This is a genomic window from Bradyrhizobium sp. Ce-3, from assembly GCF_022835695.1.
In the GTDB taxonomy this organism is placed as follows: domain Bacteria; phylum Pseudomonadota; class Alphaproteobacteria; order Rhizobiales; family Xanthobacteraceae; genus Bradyrhizobium.
This window is the reverse complement of sequence record NZ_BQUV01000008.1, coordinates 290,298-313,015: the sequence shown is the minus strand read 5'-3', so window position 1 is coordinate 313,015 and position 22,718 is coordinate 290,298. Positions and strand designations below refer to the sequence as shown.

Annotated in this window: 20 protein-coding genes; 7 read left to right on the top strand and 13 right to left on the bottom strand. The window is 66.0% G+C overall.

What is annotated here, in order from left to right:
- The first annotated feature begins 55 nt into the window (after positions 1 to 55).
- Positions 56 to 1,333, top strand: coding sequence for a phosphoribosylamine--glycine ligase (purD, locus tag BRSPCE3_RS27010; RefSeq protein ID WP_244069351.1), 1,278 nt, complete (start codon positions 56 to 58; stop codon positions 1,331 to 1,333).
- A gap of 127 nt (positions 1,334 to 1,460) precedes the next feature.
- Here purD and BRSPCE3_RS27005 read toward each other — a convergent pair whose 3' ends face one another.
- The gene (locus tag BRSPCE3_RS27005; RefSeq protein WP_244069349.1) at positions 1,461 to 2,693 is read right to left on the bottom strand and encodes an acyl-CoA dehydrogenase family protein; all 1,233 of its coding nucleotides are present in this window, start codon (positions 2,691 to 2,693) and stop codon (positions 1,461 to 1,463) included.
- Between the two features lie 122 nt (positions 2,694 to 2,815).
- Here BRSPCE3_RS27005 and BRSPCE3_RS27000 point away from each other — a divergent pair, with 122 nt between their 5' ends.
- Entirely contained in the window at positions 2,816 to 3,721 is a 906-nt protein-coding gene (locus BRSPCE3_RS27000) for an alpha/beta fold hydrolase (RefSeq protein WP_244069347.1), read from the top strand.
- Positions 3,722 to 3,940: 219 nt separating this feature from the next.
- Here the strand turns inward: BRSPCE3_RS27000 and BRSPCE3_RS26995 are convergent, their stop codons facing one another.
- Entirely contained in the window at positions 3,941 to 4,399 is a 459-nt protein-coding gene (locus BRSPCE3_RS26995; protein WP_244069346.1) for a nucleoside deaminase, read from the bottom strand.
- Between the two features lie 130 nt (positions 4,400 to 4,529).
- On the opposite strand from BRSPCE3_RS26995, the gene BRSPCE3_RS26990 reads away from it, so the two are divergent.
- The 3 genes from BRSPCE3_RS26990 to BRSPCE3_RS26980 all read left to right on the top strand — a co-directional run bounded on the left by BRSPCE3_RS26990 (position 4,530) and on the right by BRSPCE3_RS26980 (position 7,978).
- Positions 4,530 to 6,698 carry a pseudouridine synthase gene (locus BRSPCE3_RS26990; RefSeq protein ID WP_244069344.1) on the top strand — a complete coding sequence of 723 codons (2,169 nt, stop codon included), beginning with the start codon at positions 4,530 to 4,532 and terminating at the stop codon, positions 6,696 to 6,698.
- Between the two features lie 6 nt (positions 6,699 to 6,704).
- The gene (gene rsmD, locus BRSPCE3_RS26985) at positions 6,705 to 7,262 is read left to right on the top strand and encodes a 16S rRNA (guanine(966)-N(2))-methyltransferase RsmD (protein ID WP_244069341.1); all 558 of its coding nucleotides are present in this window, start codon (positions 6,705 to 6,707) and stop codon (positions 7,260 to 7,262) included.
- Positions 7,263 to 7,360: 98 nt separating this feature from the next.
- The gene (locus BRSPCE3_RS26980) at positions 7,361 to 7,978 is read left to right on the top strand and encodes a hypothetical protein (protein ID WP_244069339.1); all 618 of its coding nucleotides are present in this window, start codon (positions 7,361 to 7,363) and stop codon (positions 7,976 to 7,978) included.
- Between the two features lie 254 nt (positions 7,979 to 8,232).
- On the opposite strand, the gene mutL is transcribed toward BRSPCE3_RS26980, so the two are convergent.
- Positions 8,233 to 10,050: a DNA mismatch repair endonuclease MutL gene (gene mutL / locus BRSPCE3_RS26975; RefSeq protein ID WP_244069336.1), complete on the bottom strand. Its 1,818-nt coding sequence runs from the start codon at positions 10,048 to 10,050 to the stop codon at positions 8,233 to 8,235.
- 232 nt (positions 10,051 to 10,282) lie between these two features.
- On the opposite strand from mutL, the gene BRSPCE3_RS26970 reads away from it, so the two are divergent.
- Positions 10,283 to 10,603, top strand: a complete 321-nt coding sequence (locus BRSPCE3_RS26970) for a ribbon-helix-helix domain-containing protein (protein ID WP_244069335.1) — start codon at positions 10,283 to 10,285, stop codon at positions 10,601 to 10,603.
- 90 nt (positions 10,604 to 10,693) lie between these two features.
- Here the strand turns inward: BRSPCE3_RS26970 and BRSPCE3_RS26965 are convergent, their stop codons facing one another.
- From BRSPCE3_RS26965 to BRSPCE3_RS26950, 4 genes are read right to left on the bottom strand one after another with little or no spacing between them, the layout of a single operon-like run.
- Entirely contained in the window at positions 10,694 to 12,262 is a 1,569-nt protein-coding gene (locus BRSPCE3_RS26965; protein WP_244069333.1) for a GMC family oxidoreductase, read from the bottom strand.
- Between the two features lie 24 nt (positions 12,263 to 12,286).
- Positions 12,287 to 12,835: a gluconate 2-dehydrogenase subunit 3 family protein gene (locus BRSPCE3_RS26960; RefSeq protein WP_244069331.1), complete on the bottom strand. Its 549-nt coding sequence runs from the start codon at positions 12,833 to 12,835 to the stop codon at positions 12,287 to 12,289.
- Positions 12,836 to 12,867: 32 nt separating this feature from the next.
- Positions 12,868 to 13,263: a VOC family protein gene (locus BRSPCE3_RS26955; RefSeq protein ID WP_244069328.1), complete on the bottom strand. Its 396-nt coding sequence runs from the start codon at positions 13,261 to 13,263 to the stop codon at positions 12,868 to 12,870.
- Positions 13,264 to 13,584: a cytochrome c family protein gene (locus BRSPCE3_RS26950; protein ID WP_244069502.1), complete on the bottom strand. Its 321-nt coding sequence runs from the start codon at positions 13,582 to 13,584 to the stop codon at positions 13,264 to 13,266.
- A gap of 413 nt (positions 13,585 to 13,997) precedes the next feature.
- On the opposite strand from BRSPCE3_RS26950, the gene BRSPCE3_RS26945 reads away from it, so the two are divergent.
- Positions 13,998 to 14,312, top strand: coding sequence for a hypothetical protein (locus BRSPCE3_RS26945; protein ID WP_244069326.1), 315 nt, complete (start codon positions 13,998 to 14,000; stop codon positions 14,310 to 14,312).
- A 154-nt stretch (positions 14,313 to 14,466) separates the two neighbouring features.
- On the opposite strand, the gene arfB is transcribed toward BRSPCE3_RS26945, so the two are convergent.
- The 6 genes from arfB to ileS form a co-directional block, all read right to left on the bottom strand.
- A complete protein-coding gene (gene arfB, locus BRSPCE3_RS26940; RefSeq protein WP_244069324.1) occupies positions 14,467 to 14,886 on the bottom strand; it encodes an alternative ribosome rescue aminoacyl-tRNA hydrolase ArfB in 420 nt (139 codons plus the stop codon).
- A 323-nt stretch (positions 14,887 to 15,209) separates the two neighbouring features.
- The gene (locus BRSPCE3_RS26935; RefSeq protein WP_375709963.1) at positions 15,210 to 16,577 is read right to left on the bottom strand and encodes a pitrilysin family protein; all 1,368 of its coding nucleotides are present in this window, start codon (positions 16,575 to 16,577) and stop codon (positions 15,210 to 15,212) included.
- Positions 16,574 to 17,965: a pitrilysin family protein gene (locus BRSPCE3_RS26930; protein WP_244069322.1), complete on the bottom strand. Its 1,392-nt coding sequence runs from the start codon at positions 17,963 to 17,965 to the stop codon at positions 16,574 to 16,576. The genes BRSPCE3_RS26935 and BRSPCE3_RS26930 overlap by 4 nt, the downstream gene beginning before the upstream one ends.
- 179 nt (positions 17,966 to 18,144) lie before the next feature.
- Positions 18,145 to 18,876 carry a hypothetical protein gene (locus BRSPCE3_RS26925; protein ID WP_244069320.1) on the bottom strand — a complete coding sequence of 244 codons (732 nt, stop codon included), beginning with the start codon at positions 18,874 to 18,876 and terminating at the stop codon, positions 18,145 to 18,147.
- Positions 18,877 to 18,978: 102 nt separating this feature from the next.
- Positions 18,979 to 19,476: a signal peptidase II gene (gene lspA, locus BRSPCE3_RS26920; RefSeq protein ID WP_244069317.1), complete on the bottom strand. Its 498-nt coding sequence runs from the start codon at positions 19,474 to 19,476 to the stop codon at positions 18,979 to 18,981.
- Between the two features lie 166 nt (positions 19,477 to 19,642).
- Positions 19,643 to 22,681 (bottom strand): isoleucine--tRNA ligase, encoded by a 3,039-nt coding sequence (ileS, locus tag BRSPCE3_RS26915; RefSeq protein WP_244069316.1) that lies wholly within the window; start codon positions 22,679 to 22,681, stop codon positions 19,643 to 19,645.
- Between the last annotated feature and the right edge of the window lie 37 nt (positions 22,682 to 22,718).

Sequence of the window (22,718 nt, the reverse complement as noted above, 5' to 3'; positions counted from 1 at the left end):
CGGCCGGGATTCGTGCGACCGACACAGCTCTTGCACCCTTTTGAGCCTGTCTCTGATGAACATTCTCCTGCTCGGTTCCGGCGGCCGCGAACATGCGCTGGCGTGGAAGATCGCCGCATCCCCGCTGGTGACGAAACTGTGGTGCGCGCCGGGCAATGCCGGGATCGCGCGCGAGGCCGAATGCATCGCGCTCGACGTCGCCGACCATGCCGCGGTGATCGCATTCTGCCGGCGCAATGCGGTCGACCTGGTGGTGGTCGGCCCGGAGACGCCGCTGGCTGCCGGCATCGTCGACGATCTCGCCGCCGTCGGCATCAAGGCGTTCGGGCCGAGCAGGCAGGCCGCCCAGCTCGAGGGCTCCAAGGGTTTTACAAAAGACCTCTGCAGCGAGTTCGCCATTCCGACCGGCGCCTATCGCCGCTTCGACAATGCGAAGGACGCGACCGCCTATGTCCGCGCCGAGGGCGCGCCGATCGTGGTCAAGGCCGACGGGCTCGCCGCCGGCAAGGGCGTCGTGGTGGCGCAGACGCTGGGTGAGGCGGAGGCCGCCATTGCGATGATGTTCGAGGGCGCGTTCGGCTCGGCCGGCGCCGAGGTCGTGATCGAGGAATTCCTCTCCGGCCGCGAGATCAGCTTCTTCGCGCTGTGCGACGGCGAGACCGCGATCCCGCTGGCTACCGCGCAGGACCACAAGCGGGTGTTCGACCACGACAAGGGCCCGAACACCGGCGGCATGGGCGCCTATTCGCCGACGCCGTTCGTGACGCCGGAGGTGCACGACCAGATCATGGCCCGGATCATCCTGCCGACGGTCGCCGGAATGAAGAGCCGCGGCACGCCGTTCAAGGGCGTGCTCTATGCCGGCGTGATGCTGACCGCGCAGGGCCCGAAACTTTTCGAATACAATGTCCGGTTCGGCGATCCCGAATGCCAGGTGCTGATGCTGCGGATGATGTCCGACATCGTGCCGGCGCTGCTCGCCTCGATCGACGGGCAGTTGAAGAATTTCGATCTGCGCTGGTATCCGGACCCGGCGCTGACGGTGGTGATGGCGGCGAAGGGCTATCCCGGCGACTACCTCAAGGGCACCCGGATCGACGGCCTCGATGACGCCGCCAAGGTCGAGGGCGTCGAGATCTTCCACGCCGGCACGGTGGCAAGGGATGGCGCCACCCTCGCCAATGGCGGCCGCGTGCTGAACGTCTGCGCCATGGGCAAGACGGTCACCGAGGCGCGCGACCGCGCCTATCAGGCTGTCGACCGCATCAAATGGCCCGACGGATTCTGCCGCCGCGACATCGCCTGGCAGGCGGTGGAGCAGGAAAAGGGCTAGCGCCGCGTCATTGCGAGGAGCTCGCGACAAAATTGCAGAGCAATTTTGCGCTGAAGCGACCAAGCAATCCATCTATCTCCGCATGGAGACGTGGATTGCTTCGCTTCGCTCGCAATGACGGTGAAAGTTACAGCAAGTCCCCGCCCGCCGCCGACGCGGTGGTGCCGTGCTCGCGGAACGCCTTGATGACGTTCTTGCCGATCTTCCACTTGTGCACTTCATCCGGGCCGTCGACCAGCCGCTGCGAGCGCACCTGGGTGTACCATTTCGCGAGCGGCGTATCCTGGCTGAAGCCGAGTGCGCCGTGCAGCTGGATCGCGGTGTCGATCACCTTGTGCACCATGTGGGCGTGGAAGATCTTGGCGATCGAGTTCTCCTGGCGGATGTCGAGGCCCTTCTCCGCCTTGTAGGCGATGTGCAGCAGCATCAGCCGGCCGATATAGAGCTCGCTGGCGCAGTCGGCGAGCATGAACTGCACCGCCTGGCGGTCGGCCAGCAGCTGGCCGAAGGTCGAGCGCTTGGTGACGTGGGCCGCCGCCATGTCGAGCGCGCGCTGCGCCTTGGCGACATTGTGCATGCCGTGGCGCAGCCGGCCGTAGGCGAGGCGGTGCTGGCCCATGTTGAAGCCGTTGCCTTCGCCGCCGAGCAGATTGTCGGCCGGTACCTTCAGATCCTTGATCTCGATCTCGGAATGGCCGCCATGGATCACGTCGTCATGCGGGCCCTCGATCGCCATGTTGGCGACGTTGCGCTTGATGCGGTAGCCGGGGTTGGGCAGCTCGACGATGAAGGTCGAATATTGCTTGTGGCGCGGCGCGTTCGGATCGGTCTTCGCCATGACCAGCGCCATGTCGGCGACGCTCGCCGAAGAGGAGAACCATTTCTCGCCGTTGAGGATGTAGTTCTCGTTGCCGTCCTTCACTGCGGAGGTCTGCATGCCGGTGGCATCGGCGCCGGCGGCCTTCTCCGTCATGGAGAAGCAGATGCGCTTCTCGCCGTTGAGCAGCGGCTTGAGGAATTTTTCCTTCTGGTACTCGGTGCCGTGCGCCAGGATCGTCATCATCGAGGCGTCGTCCGGGCCCTGCGTGTTCATCGAGAGCGCGCCGAGCATGCTCTCGCCGAGCTCCATCTGCACCAGCGCATTGGCGAGCGGGCCGAGGCCCATACCGCCATACTCCTTCGGCACGAATGGGCACCACAGGCCCTGCGCGCGGGCCTTCTTCCGCAGCGGTGCCAGCACCTCGGCAAGCGGCTTGGTGTCGAGTTCCTTTTCCGCCGGAATGCACTCGTCGTGGACGAATTTGCGAACCTTCTCGCGGATCGCCTTGGCTTCGGCCGGAATTTCGAAATCGATCGACATGGCACTTCCTCGTTTCATGTTGTTGTTGGATAGGCTTGAGGATGGCATAAACCTCGCCGAAAGCAGCGGCAACGCCGAACAAAGTTTGAAGCACGGCGCAACGCAACCGGGAGGAGCCACCGATGCCTGATCTCGCTGATCTTTTTCCCGGCTACGAATCCAAATGGATCAACACTTCGCAGGGCCGCATCTTCGCCCGCGTCGGCGGCAAGGGCCCGCCCTTGCTGCTGCTGCACGGCTTCTCCTCGACCCATGTGATGTGGCACACGGTCGCGCCGAAGCTCGATGACAGGTTCACGCTGATCATCGCCGACCTGCCGGGCTACGGCTGGTCCGACATGCCCGACAGCGACAAGGATCATACGCCCTACACCAAGCGGGCCTGGGCCAAGACCATGATCGAAATGATGGAGCAGCTCGGTCACGTGCATTTCGCGCTCGCCGGCCACGATCGCGGCGGCCGGGTGTCGTACCGTCTGGCGCTCGATCATCCCGGCCGGTTGTCGAAGCTCGCGGTGCTCGATATCGCGCCGACCTATGATTACTGGCAGAAGCTCAATCGCCTCTCGGCGCTGAAGATCTACCACTGGGCGTTCCTGGCGCAGCCCTATCCGCTGCCGGAGACGCTGATCTCCAACAATGGCGAATTCTTCCTCAAGGAGAAGATGGCGAGCCAGACCCGGACCAAGACGCTGGAGGCGATCGATCCGCGCGCGCTCGCGCATTATCTCGCGCCGTTCCGCGATCCCGCCCGCATCCACGCGATGTGCGAGGACTACCGCGCCGGCGCCTATGCCGATTATGAAATCGACAAGGCCGATGTCGATGCCGGCAACAAGATCACGATCCCGATGCTGGCGTTGTGGGGCGATGCCGGCGTGGCCAGCGCCGCGACCACGCCGCTCGACACCTGGAAGAACTGGGCCAGCAATGTCAGCGGCGCGCCGGTGCCGTCGGGGCATTTCCTGCCCGAGGAGGCCCCGGACGCGACCGCGAAGCTGCTGCGCGAGTTCTTCCTGGCTGCTTGATGCGGCTCCGTTCACCGTCATCCAGAGACACCGTGAATGTATGTCTCTCGATCACGCAACATACTCGATGTCGTCCCGGCGAAGGCCGGGACCCATAACCACCGAAGGACATTGTTTCGCGACGCTGGGGCCGCAGCCATCTAACAGCTTAACCCTGTGGTTATGGGTCCCGGTCTTCGCCGGGGCGACGAGGGGAACTTCGTCCGGGCTACGGATGTCTCACCGCCGCTCCCTGAAGAACTCGCGCAACAGCCGCGCCGCCTCGCTCTCACCCACCGCGCCGTAGACCTCCGGGACGTGGTGGCAGGTCGGCTGCGCGAAGAACCGGACGCCGGACTCGATCGCGCCGCCCTTGGGGTCGGCGGCACCGTAATACAGCCGCCGGATGCGGGCGAAGGAGATCGCACCGGCGCACATCGTGCAGGGCTCCAGCGTCACGTAGAGGTCGCAATCGACCAGCCGTTCGGTGCCGATGGCGTCAGCGGCCTGCCGGATCGCCAGGATCTCGGCATGGGCGGTGGGGTCGCGGTCGGTCAGGGTGCGGTTGCCGGCGGCGGCGATCACCTCGTAGCCCCGGACGATCACGCATCCGATCGGAACTTCGCCAGCTTTTCCGGCATTTTCGGCCGTTTTCAGCGCCAAATCCATGAAAGAAGGGGCTGTCATGCCTCGTATCATCGGAAGAAACCTGCTAGTAGCTTCGCCTTCAGCAAAAGTGGATGCCGGTTTTGCGTCAAGCGCGCTGCCCACGGGGCGCGTACGACCGGTTGCCCTTGCACCCCAATTGAACGCCCAGGCGAGAACATTCATGCCCCGCGATAGCGACAAACACAACGATTCCCGCGGCCGGCGTGATCGGCCCGGCGGTGGCCAGGGCCGCGCCGGCGATGCAAAAGGCCGCGCCGGCGGTGGCAAAGGCCGCTCCGGCGCCGCCCGCGGACCCGACAAGAAATTCGCCAAGCGCGGCTTTGGTGCCAAGGATTCGGCCGGCAGGGGCGATGGCGAGAAGCGGCCCTATCGCGGTGATCGCGAAGACCGTCCGCCGCGCCGCGATTTCGGCGACAAGCCCAGATTCAGCCGCGACGGCGACCGTCCCCGCGGAGATCGACCTTTCCGTGACCGTCCGGCCCGCGACGGCGACGGCGAGAAGCGCACCTTCAAGCCCCGCGGCGACCGGCCGAGGTTTGACCGCGATGGCGATGGCGAAAAGCGTTCGTTCAAGCCGCGCGGTGACCGCCCGAACTACAATCGCGATGATCGCGCACCGCGCCGCGATCGCGACGATGCCCGCCCGGCGGGACGGTCGTCCGACCGGAAATTCGGCGACCGCAAGCCTTACGCGCCGCGCGACCGTGATGGAGAGAAGCGGCCCTACACGCCGCGTGGCGAGCGATCGTTCGGCGACCGTCCTTCCCGTGATGGCGATCGGCCCGCGCGCAAATTCGGCGGCGACAGCAAGTTCAAGCGCGGTGGCGATCGGGATCGCGGTGGCGATCGCGGCCCGCGCAGGGACTTTGGCGATCGGCCGCCGCGCGGCGAATCCAAGCCGTGGCAGAAGCGCGAGGGCGGTTCCGATCGTCCGGAGCGTGGTTCGCGTCCGTTCCGCGACGGCCCGCGCAGTTTCGACAAGCCGCGCTACGACAGGCCGCGCGACGATCGCGGCGGCGGCGAGCGGCCGCGGTTCTCCCGGTCCCGCGACGATCGCGAGCAAGGTGACCGTCCGAAGTTCAGCCGGCCGCGCTGGGATCGCAAGGGCGACTCCGGGGAGCGCGATGGCGAGGGCGGTGACCGCGACAATCGCCGCCGCGAGCGGCCCGAAGGCCGCACCGACTGGCAGGAGCATCCGCGCAGCGAGGGCCGTTTCGGCGATCGCCCGCGCCGCGACAATGAGGACGACAGCAAGGTGTTTGCGAAGCGCCCGGCCTTCGGCGGCCGCGGTGCCTATCGCGAGCGTTCTTACGACGATCGCCGGGAACGCGAGCGTCCCGAGCCGAAGCCGAAGAAGTCAGGCGAACGCATCGCCAAGGTGCTGGCGCGCGCCGGTCTCGCCTCGCGCCGCGATGCCGAGGAGATCGTCACCCAAGGCCGCGTCACCGTCAACGGACGGGTGATCAACTCGCCGGCGCTCGATATCACCGACAACGACGTCGTGGCGGTCGACGGCAAGCCGTTGCCGCCGCGCGAGCGGACGCGGCTGTTCATGTATCACAAGCCGCGTGGGCTGATGACGACGCATGCCGATCCCGAGGGGCGGCCGACCGTGTTCGACAATCTGCCCGAAGGCCTGCCGCGGCTGATCTCGATCGGCCGGCTCGATTTCAACACCGAAGGCCTGCTGCTGCTGACCAATGACGGCGGGCTGGCGCGAACGCTGGAGCATCCCGACACCGGTTGGCTGCGCCGCTACCGCGTGCGCGCGCATGGCGAGGTGACGCAAGGCCAGCTCGACCAGCTCAAGGACGGCGTCGAGGTCGACGGTGTCAAATACGGGCCGATCGACGCGACGCTGGAGCGCGACCAGAGCTCCAACGTCTGGGTGGTGTTCGCGATCCGCGAAGGCAAGAACCGCGAGGTGCGCAATGTGATGGCGCATCTCGGCCTCGAGGTGAACCGGCTGATCCGGATCTCCTATGGTCCGTTCCAGCTCGGTGAGCTCGAGGAGGGCAAGGTCGAGGAGGTCAAGACGCGGGTGCTGCGCGAGCAGCTCGGCGAGAAGATCGCCAAGATCGCCGGTGCCGACTTCACGCGGCCGGAGCAGCGCGACGCGACCGACGGCGACGATGCGCCCGCCAGGAAGCCGAAGCCGAGCAAGCGCGAGACGATCAACGATCGCAAGGGCCGCCGCGTGCTGGTGCAGCGCACCGGCAGCGAGGAAGCCCGCGCCCGCAACGAGGACGAGGCCAACGGCTACGGCCCGCCGCGCCGCCCCAAGCGCGGCTATCACGGCAAGCGCGATCTCACGCCGAAGGACGAGTAACGGCCAATGCGTGTCGTCGGGGGCAGGCTGAGGGGCCGCAATCTCGCGTCGCCGTCGGGCCGTGAGATCCGTCCGACCGCGGACCGCCTGCGCGAGTCCGTGTTCAACATCCTCGTTCACGCCTACGACAATCCGATTCTGGATGCGCGCGTGCTCGATCTGTTTGCCGGCACCGGCGCGCTCGGCATCGAGGCCGCTTCGCGCGGTGCGAAGTTCACGCTGTTCGTCGACAACGGCGCCGAGGCGCGGGCGCTGCTGCGCAACAATGTCGAGTCGCTCGGCCTCGGCGGGACCACCAAGGTCTATCGCCGCGATGCCACCGATCTCGGGCCTGCGCATCCGGTCGAGCCGTTCTCGCTGGTGTTTCTCGATCCGCCCTATGGCAAGGGTCTCGCCGACAAGGCGCTCGCCTCGTTGCGCGACGGCGGCTGGCTGACGCCGGGCGCGCTGCTCGTGGTCGAGGAGGCGAAGGCCGCTTCCTTCGTGGCGCCCGAGGGCTTTGAGGAGCTCGAGCGGCGCGCCTATGACGACACCGAGTTCGTGTTTCTTCGCGAAAAAGTGTAGGGCGAATTGGCGTCAGGGCGCTCGGCCGACCTTATGGCGGCGCACGGATTCGGCTAATCCACCGGACGAAGTTTCATCGCCATTCGCGGGGGCGAACCATGGCCGACACTCTTGCCGCGCTGGCCGGTCAGCTGGAGACGCGCGTCAAGGCGTTGCGCAGCGCGGGCGATGATGCGGCGCTGCTGGCGGCCGCGCGCGATGCGGCCGACCAGATCGAGCGCCGTCGCGGCGCACAGGATGATGACGAGCGTGACGCGCTCAAGATCGTGCAGCGGATGACGTTCAACGCCGCGGCCGATTGCTGGCCGGGCTGGAGCGTTTCGGGCATGCCGGCCAAGTCGGATCATTTGCTGGCGGCGCGCGAGCTTGCCGAGCGTTCGCTGGACCTCGTGCAGGAGCTGGGGCTCGGGCCGTTGCGGCTGGGCACGGGCGCCTGGCTGGTGGGAGCCTTCGATCTGGCGCTTGGCCGCTATCTCGAGGCGATCGACATCTTTCGCGGTGTGCTTCGGCATTACGCCGACGCGAGCGCGCCCGGCCTGGTGCTGCTGACGGACGGCTATATTGCGATCGCGCAGCAACTTGCCAGGGGCCAGGCCGGCGGTGAAGATCTCGATCAGGTCTGCAAGCGGATCGCCGCAGGCAGGTTTGAGCACGGCGACGAATGGATTGCGCAGTTGCGCACGGCGTTGCAGGCGTTCGCGCGCAAGAATTCGTAGCAAGAATTCGTAGGATGGGTAGAGCGACTTGTCCGCCGTAGCTCGAAGAGCGAAGGCGGAAGCGAAACCCATCCATACGGCTAAGGCGATACCGAGTTCGTGTTCCTTCGAGGCGTGACATTGCCGCTTGTTGTGCTGGCATCACCCGCACATGCGGGTGATCCAGTACGCCGAGGCCTCTCGTTCGATCACAACAGCCGCGGCGTACTGGATCGCCCGGTCGAGCCGGGCGATGACAGTTGTGTGTGCGGCGGTCACCTTCGCCCGAACAGCTTCTCGATATCGCTGAGCTTCAACTCGACATAGGTCGGGCGGCCGTGGTTGCACTGGCCGGAGTTCGGGGTGTCTTCCATCTCGCGCAGCAGCGCGTTCATCTCTTCCGGCTTGAGGCGCCTTCCGGCGCGGACCGAGCCATGGCAGGCCATGGTGGCGGCGACGTGCATCAGCCGGCGCTCCAGCGGCAGCGCCTCGTCCCACTCCGCCATGTGCTCGGCGAGATCGCGCAGCAGCCCGGCCGCATTGGCCTTGCCGAGCAGCGAGGGCGTTTCGCGCACCGCGACCGCGCCGGGGCCGAAGGAGTCGATTGCAAGCCCGAACGAGGCCAGCTCCTCGGCGCGATCGAGCAGCTTCTCGACGGTGGCCTCGTCGAGCTCGACGATCTCCGGGATCAACAGGATCTGCCGTTGCACGCCGTTCTTCGCCAGCGAAGCCTTCAGTCTCTCATAGACGATGCGCTCATGCGCGGCGTGCTGGTCGACCACGATCAGGCCGTCGCGGGTCTGCGAGACGATGTAGGTCTCGTGGATCTGGGTGCGCGCGGCGCCCAGCGGACGGTCGAGCAGGTCAGGCGTCGGCGCCGCCTCGAAGCGCACGTCGGCGGTCGGGGTGCCGACGTCGAAGGCCGCCTGCCCGGGCTCGGCGAAGGCGGCTGCGGCCGCGCCCTCGAAGCCGCGCATCGGGTTGACCGGATAGGACGGCGAACTGCGCCAGTCCCAATTTCCGGGACGCGGCGCCGTGAACGCAGGCCGGAACGCCTGCAACGTCGCGCCGTCGGCGGTGTTGGCCGCGGTGCGCTTGCCCTCGCGCGCCAGACCCTCCTTCAGCGCGTGCACGATCAGCGCCCGCACCAGGCCGGCATTGCGGAAGCGCACCTCGGTCTTGGCCGGATGCACATTGGCGTCGACCTCTTGCGGGTCGCAGGTCACGAACAGCGCGACGACAGGATGACGGTCGCGCGGCAGATAGTCCGAATAGGCCGCGCGTACCGCACCTAAGATCAGCTTGTCGCGTACCGGGCGGCCGTTGACGAACAGATATTGTCCGAGCGCATTGGCGCGGGTCAGCGACGGCGCGGCGGCAAATCCCTCGACCACGACGCCCTCGCGCTCGGCGCGTACCTCGATCGCGGAGCTGCGGAAATCCGCGCCCAGGATATCGCCGAGTCGCGTCAAGCGGCCCGCCGCGCCGGGCAGCGCTGCGGCCCAGGTGACCGGCGCGCGCTCCTCACCGGCCAGCGCGAAGGCGATGTCCGGGCGCGCCATGCCGAGCCGGCGCACCACTTCGCGGATCGCCTCCGCCTCGGTGCGGTCGGTCTTGAGGAATTTCAGCCGCGCCGGCGTCGCATAGAACAGCTCGTTGACCTCGACGCGGGTGCCCTGGCCGAGCGCGGCCGGCATGATCTCCGACTTCTCGCCGCCTTCGACCGCCAGCGACCAGGCATGCGGCTCGCTAGCATGGCGCGTGGTGATGCCGAGCTTGGCGACCGCGCCGATCGACGGCAGCGCCTCGCCGCGGAACCCGAGCGTGCGGATGCGCAGCAGATCCTCGTCGTCGAGCTTGGAGGTGGCGTGGCGGTCGACCGCAAGCGCGAGGTCGGCGCGCGTCATGCCGCCGCCGTCGTCGGTGATACCGATCCGGCGCCGCCCGCCGCCATCGGTGAAGACGTCGATCCGGCTCGCGCCGGCGTCGATCGCGTTCTCGACCAGTTCCTTGACCACGCTCGCAGGGCGTTCGACCACTTCGCCGGCGGCGATGCGGTTGACGAGCTGTTCGGGAAGCTGGCGGACGGGCATGGATGGAACGGTCGGAGAGCGATTCGAGGCTTGCCGTTACTATAAGTCGCTACGCCGGCAAATGCATGGGAGTGCCCGGCCGACCCGCTCGATGTTGGGGATGATTCCGGCCTATCGCCTTGAAGACGCTTGGCTTCGGCGGCCGGCGCGTTACGCCCTACGTCCCGATTGTGGGGCCGTGCGCACAGGTATATCGTTTAGAAAAATTATAAGGTCTCGCCGGAGGAACGCCATGTGCCATCTTTTCGCGCACCAGCCGCAACGCGACTATGAATCGCAGACCCGATCGTTGCGGATCGACGGCCATTGCACCTCGATCCGGCTGGAAATGTCGTTCTGGGATACGCTGGAGGAGATCGCCGCCAAGGAAGGCATGACCCTGGCCAAGTTCCTCACCACCCTGCACAACGAGGTGCTCGACCATCACGGCGAGGTGAACAATTTCGCCTCGCTGCTGCGCTGCTCCTGCCTGATCTACCGCGCCAAGGCGAACGCACCGGCGGTTGTGCCGGACTATCGCGGCACGGCGGCCATCATGGACGCGGCGGAATAGTTTTCGCGCCATCCCTTCGCGCAACAAGACAAGCGGCCTTGTCCTGACTGGACAAGGCCGTTTCAGTGAGAGGGGAATTGTATTTTCTTGCTAGATCTCCTTGCGCTGCATCGCGCCGGCGATGTGGTCGGCCTGCCGGATCGCCAGCGACACGATCGTCAGCGTCGGATTGCACGCCGCGCCTGACGTGAACTGGCTGCCGTCGGAGACGAACAGGTTCTTGATGTCGTGGGTCTGGCCGAACTTGTTGACCACGCCGTCGCGCGGCTTCTCGCTCATCCGGTTGGTGCCCATGTTGTGGGTCGAGGGATAGGGCGGCGTCGGGTAGGTCACGGTGGCGCCGACCGCCTCATAGACCGCGGAGCCCTGCTTGTAGGCGTGATCGCGCATCGCGATGTCGTTCGGGTGATCGTCGAAATGTACGCTGGCGACCGGCATGCCGAACTTGTCCTTGATGGTCGGATCCAGCGTGACGCGGTTGGTCTCCTGCGGCATGTCCTCGCCGACCAGCCACATGCCGGCCATCCGCGGATAGCCCTCGATCGCGCTGCTGAAGCTGCGGCCCCAGGCGCCGGGATTGAGGAACGCGGCCATGAAGGGCAGGCCGAGCGACAGCGTCTCCATCTCGTAGCCGCCGACGAAGCCGCGCTTCGGGTTGTTCGCGGCCTCGTCGCGGATGATGCCGGCCATCGTGGTGCCGCGATACATGTGCACCGACTTCTCGAAGCTCGCATACACGCTGCCGGTCATGTGCCGCATGTAGTTGCGGCCGACCTGGCCGGACGAATTGGCGAGCCCGTCCGGGAACATGCTGGAGGCGCTGTTGAGCAGCAGCCGCGGGCTCTCGATCGAGTTGCCGGCGACCGCGACCACGCGGGCCTTCTGGCGCTGCATCGCGCCGGTGGCATCGGCATAGACCACGCCGGTGACCTTGCCGGACGGGTCGTGCTCGATCTTGATCACCATGCTGCCGGGGCGCACTTCGAGATTGCCGGTGGCTTCGCCCTTCGGAATCTCGGTGTACAGCGTCGACCATTTGGCGCCCGACTTGCAGCCCTGGAAGCAGAAGCCGATCTGCTGGCAGGAGCCGCGGCCATCGCGCGGCTCGCTGTTGATCGCCATTCGCCCGGTGTGCACCTCCTTGTAGCCGAGCTTCTTGGCGCCGGCCTCCATCACCTTGAAGTTATTGTTGCCGGGCAGTCCGGGGATGCCGTTGGTGCGGGTCACGCCCATCTTGTCCTCGGCCTTGGCGTACCACGGCTCCATCTCGGCGAGCGTGATCGGCCAGTCGATCAAATTGGCGCCGGGAATGCCGCCATAGGCCGACTTGATCCTGAACTCGTGCTCATCGAAGCGCAGCGAGGCGCCGGCCCAGTGCGTGGTCGAGCCGCCGACCGCCTTCACGATCCAGGCGGGCAGGCCCGGGAAATCCTGGTGGACGCGCCAGCTGCCCGAGGTCGAGCGCGCGTCGGACCAGGCGAGTTGCGTGAAGCTGTCCCATTCATCGTTGATGAAGTCCTGGTTCTCGATGCGCGGGCCGGCTTCCAGGATCACGACCTTGACGCCCTTCTGCGCCAGTTCGTTGCCGAGCGTTCCGCCGCCGGCACCGGAGCCGACGATCACGACAACGCCGCTGTCATTCAGATCGAATTTTGCCATTGTTTCCTCCTGGGCGTTATCAGTTCAAGCCTTCGGCAGCCAGTCGATGTCGGCGAAGCCGCGCTTGATGTAGCCGCCATGCTCGGCGGAGGAGCCCTCGTAGCCGAACCGCGGCCAGACCTCCTTGTTGTTGTAGAGCGACACGATGAGGTCGCCGCGGATCTTCTGGAAGAACGCGCTCGCCTCGATCTGTTGCAGCAGCGCGACGCGATCGTTTTCCCAGGCGACCTGCGCATACGGCATCTTGTGGCGGTCGTTGGCCGCCTGATCGAGCCTGGTGACGCCGTCATTGATCAGCGATTTGATCGCCGGATCCTTCGCGGCCTTGTCGTCCCACGGCTTGACCGCCGTGATGTAGTAGCTGTCGCCGAGGAAGTCGTGCGGATAGATGTCGCGCGCCATCTTCAGCAATGTCTTCATGGTGGCCGGCGTCAGCGTGCCGGCCTCGTCGGCCCACGCATCGGTGATGCCAAGCCCGGTCGAGGTCGCAATCGCGACGGCGGGCGCCGTGGCGGCCGCGCCTTTGAGGAACACTCGCCGGTCATATTTGCTGCGTCGATCGATTTCTCTCATGGGTTTCCTCCATCAATTATTTTGTCGTTGAATCAGCCGAAGCGCCCGCCGCGCTGGATCACTTCGATCTTGTAGCCGTCGGGATCGGAGACGAAGAAGAAGCGCGCCAGCGTCTTGCCGTCATGCTTGAAGTCGCGCAGCGGCCCGGGCGACAGCTTCTCCTGCTCGAAGCGGGCGTGCTCGGCATCGACGTCATCGACGATGACGGCGAGATGGCCGTAGCCGTCGCCGAGCGTGTAAGGCTCCTTGCGATCGAAATTGACCGTGAGCTCGACCTCGAACGGCGAGGACGGATGCCGCAGATAGACCAGCGCGAAATCCGGAAAGCGCAGATTGTCCGCGATCTCGAGGCCGAAGGCGCGATGATAGAAGTCGAGCGCCTTGGCCTCGTCGAACACGCGGATCATCGAATGCACGGGCTTTGCCATTCAATTCAATTCCTTCAGATAGGCGATGATCAGGGCGCGGGTTTCCGGCTTGGCCTGGCGATAGGCCATCACGGCGCCGGGGATCAGCTCTTGTGGATTGGTCAGCCAGGCATCGAGCCTGGCGTCGTCCCAGACGAAATCGGCCTTGGCGAAGCCTGCGGAATATTTGAAGCCGTCAGCCTTGCCGGCCTGGCGGCCGACGATCTTGTAGAGCGACGGTCCTTGCCGCACGGGATCCGACGTATTTGACGTGTGGCAGGTCGCGCATTGCTGCTTGAACAGCGTCGCCCCATCGGGCGGCTTGGCGGCGGGCAGGGGCATCTGCGCGGCTGCGATTTGCACTGCAAGCATTGCGCCGCAAAATCCCAGCGCCATCGTCCAGCCTGCCGTCGATCCTGCGCGCAGCTTTGTCATATACATCACCGCCTCTGTCCGTTGACTGTAGGGGGCTGACATCGGCCGTTGGTAGTAGCGGGCTGTTTCACGGCAAGAACAAAGCTGGGCGCTGATCTGGCGGGAACCGAAGGTTGCCGCATATGCGGACGACAATTTCGCAAAATGACCGCGAAATTCCTGCACGATCACCACACGACGCAGCTTGCATTGCGTGTGCGCCGTTTGCGGAAATTCAGTCTCGCGCGATGGGGTTTAGGGTCGGCGCTGCAAACGGCGCACATCCGCGCCGCTCCGTCCATCGTCAATCAAAGTCGTCAATCAAAGTTCTGGAGAAATGGATGACGTTTGCAAAAACCAGCGTGCTCGCCCTTGCCATCTCGGCCGCGATGGCCGGTCCCGTCCTGGCCCAGGGGGCAGGTGGATCGGGCACCCAGCTTCGCGGCGGTGCAGCGGGCAGTGGGACCATGCAGCAGGGCGGCGGCATGTCCGGCAGCGGCGATGAGGAAATGGCGGCACAGCCCGGCACGGCAACGCAGAAGGGCGCTGCCACCGCCAAGTCCGGCAGCAAGGGAACGGTCGGCAGTAGCAGCGGCCACGCAACGTCACCGAAGTCCGGTGGTTCCGAGATGGCGCCCGGAGCCAAGAAGTACTAGTTCCGCGATCGTGGGATATCGGATGCAGCGCCGCATGTGCGCTGCATCCGCAGTTTCTTGAGCCCCGTTCCGATAGAATCGGAACGGGGCTCTGGATTCTTGTCTTGATGCGTTTTCTTCACGCGAACCGGTATCCACTTCGCTCGAAAACGCTCTAGTCGTCGAAACGGCGCGTGCCGCGGCCGGCCTTGATGTCGCTGCGATGCTTCTTGCCTTCGAGCCGGCGTTGCTTGGAGCCGAACGTCGGCTTGGTCGGCCGCCGCGGCGTCGGCCGCACCATCGCTTCCTTCAACATCTCGAGCAGCCGCTCGATCGCGTCGGCCCGATTGCGTTCCTGGGTGCGAAACCGGAACGCCTGGATCACGATCACGCCGTCCTTGGTCATGCGGCTGCCGGCCAGCCGCGCCAGCCGCTGCTCGGCGTCCGCCGGCAGCGTGATCTTGCGGGTGTCGAAGCGGAGCTGCGCCGCGGTCGAGACCTTGTTGACATTCTGCCCGCCCGGACCGGAGGCGCGGACAAACACGATCTCAATGTCGTTCTCGTCGATCGCAAGGTCGCGGGACACCCGCAGCATGACAGCACCCGTGGGGGGAAGAATCGGCCGCCGCAGGATAGCGGGTTTGCGATGGATGCGCTTGGAGGGCGTGGATGCAGTGTTCGTCACATCGGCGTCTGAGTGCGGGGCCACCCCTCTCCCCAACCCTCCCCCGCAAGGGGGAGGGAGCCCATCCGCTGGTGCGTCCCTAACGATGAAGCGCCCGAGCCGATCGAAGCGTCAGCGCGAGTTGGACACGATGTAAGGTGAGCACGCCTCTCAGGCACCCTCCCCCCTTGCGGGGGAGGGTGGGGAGAGGGGTGGCCACAACGGTGGTGTGAAGAAGTGGCGCGCCGAGAACGTTAGTTGGCGGCCTTCGGCGGCGCCGATGCCGGCTGCGCGGCGGCTTGCGGGGCGCGGCCGACGATCACGGTGAGCAGGCCGTCGCCCCAGAGCTTCTTGGCGACCCGCTTGGCATCGTCGAGCGTCACCGCATCGACGATCGCGTTGCGCTTCTCGATGTAATCGATCGGCAGCTTGTCGAGCTGGTATTGCAGCATCGCCTGCGCGAGCTTGGAGGAGGTGTCGAGCGCCAGCATCTGCGAGCCCTTCAGATAGGACTTCGCCTCATCGAGCTCCTGCTGCGTCGGACCTTGCTCGGCGATCCGCCGGATCTCGGCGTCGATCGCATCGACGGTCTCGCCGGCGCGGTCGGCGCGGGTGCCGGTGTTGCCGATGAACAGCGCGGAGTGGTCCATCCAGACCAGCGCTTCATAGACCGAATAGGCCAGCCCGCGCTTCTCGCGCACTTCCTTGTACAGCCGCGACGACAGCCCGCCGCCGCCGAGAATGTGGTTCACCACATAGCCGGCCATGAAGTCCGGATCATGCCGGTTGATGCCGGGGCCGCCGAAGGTGACGACGGTCTGCGGCACGTCGAGCGGGACAAAGGCGCGCTGCGGCGGCTTGGTTGCCACGACGTCGGCAATCGGCGTCAATTCGGCTTTCGCCGGCAGGCTGCCGAAGGTCTTGTCCAGCAGCTTGCCGAGCGTATCGGGATCGACGTCGCCGACCACGGCGATGCGCAGCGTGTCCTTGGCGATGATGCGGCGGGTATATTCCTTGAGATCGGCGATATCGATCGTCGGCACGCTCTCCAGCGTGCCGGTGGCGGTCCGGCCATAGGGATGGTCGCCGAAGGCGAGCTCGAGGAACTTGCGGCCGGCCAGCGAGGACGGATTGGTCGATTCACGGCGCAGGTTCGAGATCACCTGGGCGCGGATGCGCTCGACGTCCTTCGGCTCGAAATGCGGCGAGGTCAGCGCCATCCGCAGCAAATCGTAGGCTTCGTCCTTGTTGTCCTTGAGCATGCGCAGCGAGCCACGGAATTGATCGCGGTTCGACGCGAAGCTGAGCTCGATGGCGCGGCGCTCGAGCCGCTCATGATAGGTCTTGGAATCGAGATCGCCGGAGCCTTCGTCGAGCAGGTCGGCGACCAGATTGCCGACGCCGGGCTTGCCGGCCGGATCCTGGCTGGCGCCGCCGCTGAAGGAATATTCCATCGCGATCAGCGGCACGGTCGCGTCCTGCACGAACCACGCCTCGATGCCGCCGGGCGACACCAGCCGCTGGATCTTGGCCGCGGCCTGTGAGGGTGCCGATGTCAGCGTCAGCAGCGCGGCGCAGGCGCCGCCGATCAGCGCCGCGCGGCGGGTGAGGGAATAGATCACGAGCGCTTCTCCTCGCGTTTCGGCGCAGTATCCTTGATCAGATAGCCGGTCACCGACCGCTTCTTGTCGAGCCAGCTGGCGGCCGCCGCGCGCACCTGTTCGGCGGTGACGGCGCGGATGCGGTCCGGCCAGCTCCTGATGTCGTCGATGCTGAGCCCGGTGGTCAGCGCCCCGCCATACCAGCGCGCCAGCGTCGCCTGGTTGTCCTGGGCGTAGATCGCCTCGGCGATCAGCTGGGTCTTGACCCGTTCGAGGTCCTCGGCGCGCGCCGGGTTCTGTGCGAGGTCGGCGATCACCTTGTCGATCGCGTCCTCGATCTGCGCGAACTCGACGCCCGGCTTCGGCGTCACCGAGATCGAGAATTGCGACGGATCGAGCGAGGTGCCCTGATAGCCGGCGCCGGCCGAGATCGCGAGGCCCTTGTCGATCACCAGCGCGCGGTAGAGATAGGAGTTGGCGCCGCCGCCCATCAATTGCGCGAGCACGTCGAGCGCCTGGCTCTCGCCCGCGGCCGCCGTCGTCGCCGACGGCACCAAATAAGAGCGGCGCAGGCTCGGCTGCTCGACGCGCGGATCGGACAGCGTCACCGTGCGCGGCGCAACCGGTGTCGGCTCCTGCGGCCGGAGGCGCTTCTCGGGGATCGCCTTCTGTGCCGGGATCGGGCCGAAATTCTTCTCGACCAGCGGACGGATATCCTTGACGTCGACGTCGCCGGCGATGACCAGGATCGCGTTGTTCGGCGCATAGAAGCGCCGGTAGAAGGCGAGCGCATCCTCGCGGTCGAGCTTCTCGATCTCCTGATGCCAGCCGATCACCGGCCGGCCGTAGGGATGGTTGAGATAGAGCGCGGCCATGATCTGCTCGGTCAACCGCGCATCCGGGTTGTTGGCAACCCGCATGTTGTATTCCTCGAGCACGACGTCGCGCTCGGGCAGCACGTTCTCGTCCTTCAGGATCAGGCCGGTCATGCGGTCGGCCTCGAACTCCATCATCGTCGGCAGCTGATCGCGCGGCACGCGCTGGAAGTAGCCGGTGTAGTCGGTCGAGGTGAAGGCGTTCTCATTGCCGCCGACGCGCAGCACGGTCTGCGAGAACTCGCCGGCCGGATGCTTGGCGGTGCCCTTGAACATCAGATGCTCGAGGAAATGCGCCAGCCCCGATTTGCCGGGCGTCTCGTCGGCCGAGCCGACCTCGTACCAGATCATCTGCGTCACGACCGGGGTGCGGTGATCCGGGATCACCACGACCTGCAGGCCGTTGTCGAGCGTGAAGCTGGCGGGACGTTCCGAGGTGACGGTGGTCTGGGCGCGGAGGCTGGCGCCCGACAGCGGGATGGTTGAAACAAATGCGGCAGCGAACAGGGCAATCGATCGGCGAGAGCGCATCATGGTCCTTATGAAAGCCCGGACACGCGGCCGGGGCGCGAAAGCGAGCCATCGTACACGGTCATGCCCGTGCCCGTCCTCACGAAGCGGAGAGACACTCGCCGCCTCGCATTAAGCTTTGCTCATGTCAGCCTTCGCCCGGGCAGGCCAAACGTCACTGAACAGGCGTCACAGAACAAACGTCACTGGATCGGTTTTCCGGTCATGACGTCGTACTGGCCCTCGTTCACCTTCGGCTTCATCGGTCCGGTGCCATAGGCGAAGCCCGAGGACGGGGTCTGGTAGCCAGGCGGCGGCTCGGTCAGGGATTCGCGGGTCGGCTCGCCCTTGAACGGCTTGGACTCGCTGCTGTTTCCCTTGAACACGCCGAGCAGGCCGCCGGTGTAACCGAGCTGGCTCGGCATCAGCGACGGGTTGGTGTTGGCACCGGGCTCCAGCGGCTCCTTGCGGCCGTCGGTCGCGGTCTGCTGCTTGCGGCCGGCCTCGATCTCGGCCGGCGTCAACGCCACCGCCGACTGCCACGGCTCCTTCTTGACTTCCTTCTTGCGCGCCGCGATCGCAGCCTTGCGCGCGGCGATATCAGGGTCCTTCGGCCAGTTCGGCGCGGTGGCCTGGGCGGCGGAGGCGGGCGGCGGCAGGTCGATCTTCGGCGGCACCACCAGCGGCGAGCGCTCGCGGTAGTCGATACCCTTGCTGGCCGCGCTCTTGGCGCCGAGCCCGGTCATCAGATTGTCGACGATCCGCTCTTCGAAGGTCAGGCCGTCATCGCCGTCATCATCGTCGTCGCCGGCGCGCACCGGGCCGGCCGTCATGACCAGGCCGATTCCGGCCGCGACCAGTGCCAGATGCAGGCCGCGCAGCAGCGGCAGGCGGGAGGTCTCGATCAGATAACCGCGGGCTTTGGTGTTGCGCATCGCGCTCTTCCCATCTCAAAATTCGCCAAGGCGATCACTGGCTTAGCGCTCAGTTTCGCTGGGTGCAGGTCAACCGCGCCGACCGGCTCGTATCGGCCGGGATCAGGGCGCTTTTACGGCGGGGGTCCCCATCACGGAATCATACAATAGGGCGGCCACACCGGCAACGATCGCCACATCGGCGAGGTTGAAGACGTACCAATTGAAGGTTTTTCCACCGATCTCGACATGAAACAGGGCAAAATCGACCACGGCGCCGTAGGCGAAGCGGTCGATGCCGTTGCCGATGGCGCCGCCGATGATCAGGCCGAGCGACACGGTCGCGAGCCAGGTCCGGGAGCGCGCCATCCAGATCGCCAGCGCGATCACGGCGGCGGCCTTGATGCCCATCAGCAGGATCTGGGCCGTCGGGGACTCGCTCTGGAACCAGCCAAAACTGATCCCGGGGTTCCAGGCCAGCACCAGGTCGAAGAACGGCGTCACCTGCACCGCCCCGCGGTGGGCGATGCCGAAGATGTAGAGCAGCCAGAGCTTGGAGGCCTGGTCGGCGATCAGGGTGATGACCGCCGCCAGCACGCCGGCGCGAAGGGGCGAACTCATCGGAGCCCCGCCAAAGGTGTCGTCGCGGCGAAGGCCGGGACCCATACGCCGTGCCGGGTGTTGTTTGAATGACTCGGGGTCATCAGCCTTCGTCCATTCGAGACAGCGGGGGTTATGGGTCCCGGCCCCCGTGCGCAATTGCGCACTAGGCCGGGACGACGGACAATTAGGAGACGCTGACCCCCAGCGCCTTCCACTCGCGCAGCGCCTGCGCGTCGCGCGGCGAGACGTCGGGATATTCAGGGTCCTCGCCCACTGTCGGCAGGATCTTCCACGAACGCGCGCATTTGGTGCCGACCGCCTTCTCGACCACCACGGCAACGCCGGGCACCGCATCGAGCCGGAAGGCCGTGGCCGGCGCCTCGCCCTCGCGCACCTCGTAATTCGAGGTGATGCACACCTCGGCGAGGTCGATGTCGAACAGCGTTGCCAGCATCGCGCGGTCGGCGACGTAGATCACCGGCGATGCCTCGAGCGACGAGCCGATCCGCTTGGCGGCGCGTTCGAGCTCGAGCGCGCCGGTGACGACGCGGCGGACGTTGCGGATCGTCTCCCACTTCGCAGCGAGGGCATCGTCGCGGAACTGCTCGAGACCCTCGGGGAACAGCGTGAGGTGCACCGAAGGCTCGGCGTTCGGCCGGTACATCCGCCAGGCTTCGTCGGTGGTGAAGCTCAGGATCGGCGCCAGCCATTTCAGGATCGCGTCGCAAAGCATATCGATCGTGGTCAGCGCCGCCTTGCGCGCCACCGAGGACGGCGGATCGCAATACAGCGTGTCCTTGCGGATATCGAAATAGAACGCCGACAGCTCGGAGTTCATGAAGGCCGCGAGGCTTGCGACCACGGTCTTGTAGTCGAACGCGGCATAGGCCTCGCGGATGGTCTCGGCGTGGCCGGCCAGCTCGTGCAGCATCAGCCGCTCGAGCTCGGGCATCTCGTCGAAGGCGACCTGCTCGCTCGGCTTGAAATGATGCAGCGTGCCGAGCATCCAGCGGATCGAGTTGCGCAGCTTGCGATAGGTCTCGATGGTGTTCTTCAGGATTTCAGGGCCGATGCGCTGGTCGTCGGCATAATCGGTGGCGCACACCCACAGGCGCAGGATGTCCGCGCCGGAATCCTTGATCACCTTCTGCGGCTCGACGGTGTTGCCGAGCGACTTCGACATCTTGCGGCCGTTCTCGTCGAGCGTGAAGCCGTGGGTCAGCACGATGTCGTACGGCGCGCGGCCGCGGGTGCCGGCGCTTTCCAGCAGCGACGAGTGGAACCAGCCGCGATGCTGGTCGGAGCCTTCCAGATACATCACGGTGTCATCGCCGCCGTCGATCTTGCGGACGATGTTGCCGAGCTGCGGGAAGTTCTGGCGGTCTTCCAGCACGAAGGCATGCGTGGAGCCGGAATCGAACCAGACGTCGCAGATGTCGTCGACCTTCTTCCAGTTCTCGGACGCGCGATCCCTAAGGAAGCGCTCGCGGGCGCCGTCCATGTACCAGGCGTCGGCGCCTTCCTCCATGAACGCCTCGGTGATGCGCTGGTTGACCACCTCGTCCTGCAGGATCTCGGCCGAGCCGTCAGCGTTCTCGCGCACGAACACGGCGATCGGCACGCCCCAGGCGCGCTGCCGCGAGATCACCCAGTCCGGACGGTTGGCGATCATGCCGTTGATGCGGTTCTCGCCGGCCGGCGGCACCCATTGGGTGACCGAGATCGCGTGCAGCGCGCGGGCGCGCAGCGTGTCGCCCTTTTTGGCATGGCCGTTCTCGGCGATGTCCGTAGCCCCGGGCTTGCCCGGGGCGTCTACGATGGGCTTGTCCATCGCGATGAACCATTGCGGCGTGTTGCGGAAGATCACCGGCTTCTTGGAGCGCCAGGAATGCGGGTACTGGTGCTTGAGGCGGCCGCGCGCCAAGAGCTTGCCGGCCTCGATCAGCGCCTTGATCACGGCCTCGTTGGCGTCGCCCTTCTCGCCCTTGTCGTTGAGCACGCGCTTGCCGGTGAAGCCCGGCGCCTGCGCGGTGTAAGCGCCGTTCTCGTCGACCGTGTAGGGGATCGCAGTCGGGATGCCGCGCGCATCGAGCTCGCGGGTGTTGGCCGTCCAGACGTCGAAGTCCTCGCGGCCGTGGCTCGGCGCGGTGTGCACGAAGCCGGTGCCGGTGTCGTCGGTGACATGTTCGCCGGCGAGCAGCGGCACGGTGAATTCGTAGCCGCCGCCAAAGCCGCGCAGCGGATGGGCGCATTCGACCGCATCCAGCGTGTCGCCGGGAATATCGCGGACCTTCTCATAGGACGTCACGCGCGCCTGCTTGAACACTTCGGCGGCGAGCGCATCGGCCAGGATCAGGAGATCGCCGGTCTTCGCCCAATTGTCCGCCGGCGCGTCCGTCACCTTGTAGAGGCCGTAGGCGATCTTCGGCGAGAACGAGATGGCGCGGTTGCCGGGCAGCGTCCACGGCGTGGTGGTCCAGATCACCACCGAGGCATTGGCCAGCGCGCCATGCGCCGGCGAGGTGATCGGGAATTTCACCCACACCATGTCGGAGGTGTAGTCCTCATATTCGACCTCGGCCTCGGCGAGCGCGGTCTTCTCGACCACGCTCCACATCACCGGCTTGGAGCCGCGATACAGCGTGCCGTTGGCGGCGAACTTCATCAGCTCGCGGGCGATCTGCGCCTCGGCCGGATAGCTCATGGTCTGGTAGGGATGATCCCAGTCGCCGATGATGCCGAGCCGCTTGAACTCCTCGCGCTGCACGTTGATCCAGTGCGTCGCATAGGCGCGGCATTCCCTGCGGAACGCGACCATCGCGGCGGAGTCGCGGAAGTCGGGCTTCTGCTTGCCCTTGGAGCGGTAGTTCTCCTCCTCGATCTTCCATTCGATCGGCAGGCCGTGGCAGTCCCAGCCCGGCACGTAATTGGAGTCGAAGCCGAGCATCTGCTGGCTCTTGGTCACGACGTCCTTGAGGATCTTGTTCAGCGCGTGGCCGATATGGATGTTGCCGTTGGCGTAGGGCGGGCCGTCATGCAGCACGAATTTGGCGCGGCCGTCGGCTTTCCGGCGCAGCCTGTCGTAGAGGCCGATGTCGTTCCAGTATTTCAGGATTTCGGGCTCGCGCTGGGGCAGGCCGGCGCGCATCGGGAATTCCGTCTGCGGCAGGTAAAGGGTCTTGGAATAGTCGTTAGCGTCGGTCTTTTGCGGCTTGTCGGACATGAAAGCTCTGATTTGGCAGGTGCGGGCGCGGATACGC

Bases quoted from the DNA above. Each gene is read 5' to 3' on its own strand.
- arfB (WP_244069324.1), bottom strand. From the start codon at position 14,886: ATGCTGCGGGTGTCCCGCGACCTTGCGATCGACGAGAACGACATTGAG.
- BRSPCE3_RS26930 (WP_244069322.1), bottom strand. From the start codon at position 17,965: ATGATGCGCTCTCGCCGATCGATTGCCCTGTTCGCTGCCGCATTTGTT.
- BRSPCE3_RS26965 (WP_244069333.1), bottom strand. From the start codon at position 12,262: ATGGCAAAATTCGATCTGAATGACAGCGGCGTTGTCGTGATCGTCGGC.
- BRSPCE3_RS26970 (WP_244069335.1), top strand. From the start codon at position 10,283: ATGTGCCATCTTTTCGCGCACCAGCCGCAACGCGACTATGAATCGCAG.
- BRSPCE3_RS27000 (WP_244069347.1), top strand. From the start codon at position 2,816: ATGCCTGATCTCGCTGATCTTTTTCCCGGCTACGAATCCAAATGGATC.
- ileS (WP_244069316.1), bottom strand. From the start codon at position 22,681: ATGTCCGACAAGCCGCAAAAGACCGACGCTAACGACTATTCCAAGACC.
- BRSPCE3_RS26950 (WP_244069502.1), bottom strand. From the start codon at position 13,584: ATGCCCCTGCCCGCCGCCAAGCCGCCCGATGGGGCGACGCTGTTCAAG.
- BRSPCE3_RS26925 (WP_244069320.1), bottom strand. From the start codon at position 18,876: ATGCGCAACACCAAAGCCCGCGGTTATCTGATCGAGACCTCCCGCCTG.
- rsmD (WP_244069341.1), top strand. From the start codon at position 6,705: ATGCGTGTCGTCGGGGGCAGGCTGAGGGGCCGCAATCTCGCGTCGCCG.
- purD (WP_244069351.1), top strand. From the start codon at position 56: ATGAACATTCTCCTGCTCGGTTCCGGCGGCCGCGAACATGCGCTGGCG.
- lspA (WP_244069317.1), bottom strand. From the start codon at position 19,476: ATGAGTTCGCCCCTTCGCGCCGGCGTGCTGGCGGCGGTCATCACCCTG.
- BRSPCE3_RS26995 (WP_244069346.1), bottom strand. From the start codon at position 4,399: ATGATACGAGGCATGACAGCCCCTTCTTTCATGGATTTGGCGCTGAAA.
- BRSPCE3_RS27005 (WP_244069349.1), bottom strand. From the start codon at position 2,693: ATGTCGATCGATTTCGAAATTCCGGCCGAAGCCAAGGCGATCCGCGAG.
- BRSPCE3_RS26980 (WP_244069339.1), top strand. From the start codon at position 7,361: ATGGCCGACACTCTTGCCGCGCTGGCCGGTCAGCTGGAGACGCGCGTC.
- mutL (WP_244069336.1), bottom strand. From the start codon at position 10,050: ATGCCCGTCCGCCAGCTTCCCGAACAGCTCGTCAACCGCATCGCCGCC.
- BRSPCE3_RS26990 (WP_244069344.1), top strand. From the start codon at position 4,530: ATGCCCCGCGATAGCGACAAACACAACGATTCCCGCGGCCGGCGTGAT.
- BRSPCE3_RS26945 (WP_244069326.1), top strand. From the start codon at position 13,998: ATGACGTTTGCAAAAACCAGCGTGCTCGCCCTTGCCATCTCGGCCGCG.
- BRSPCE3_RS26955 (WP_244069328.1), bottom strand. From the start codon at position 13,263: ATGGCAAAGCCCGTGCATTCGATGATCCGCGTGTTCGACGAGGCCAAG.
- BRSPCE3_RS26960 (WP_244069331.1), bottom strand. From the start codon at position 12,835: ATGAGAGAAATCGATCGACGCAGCAAATATGACCGGCGAGTGTTCCTC.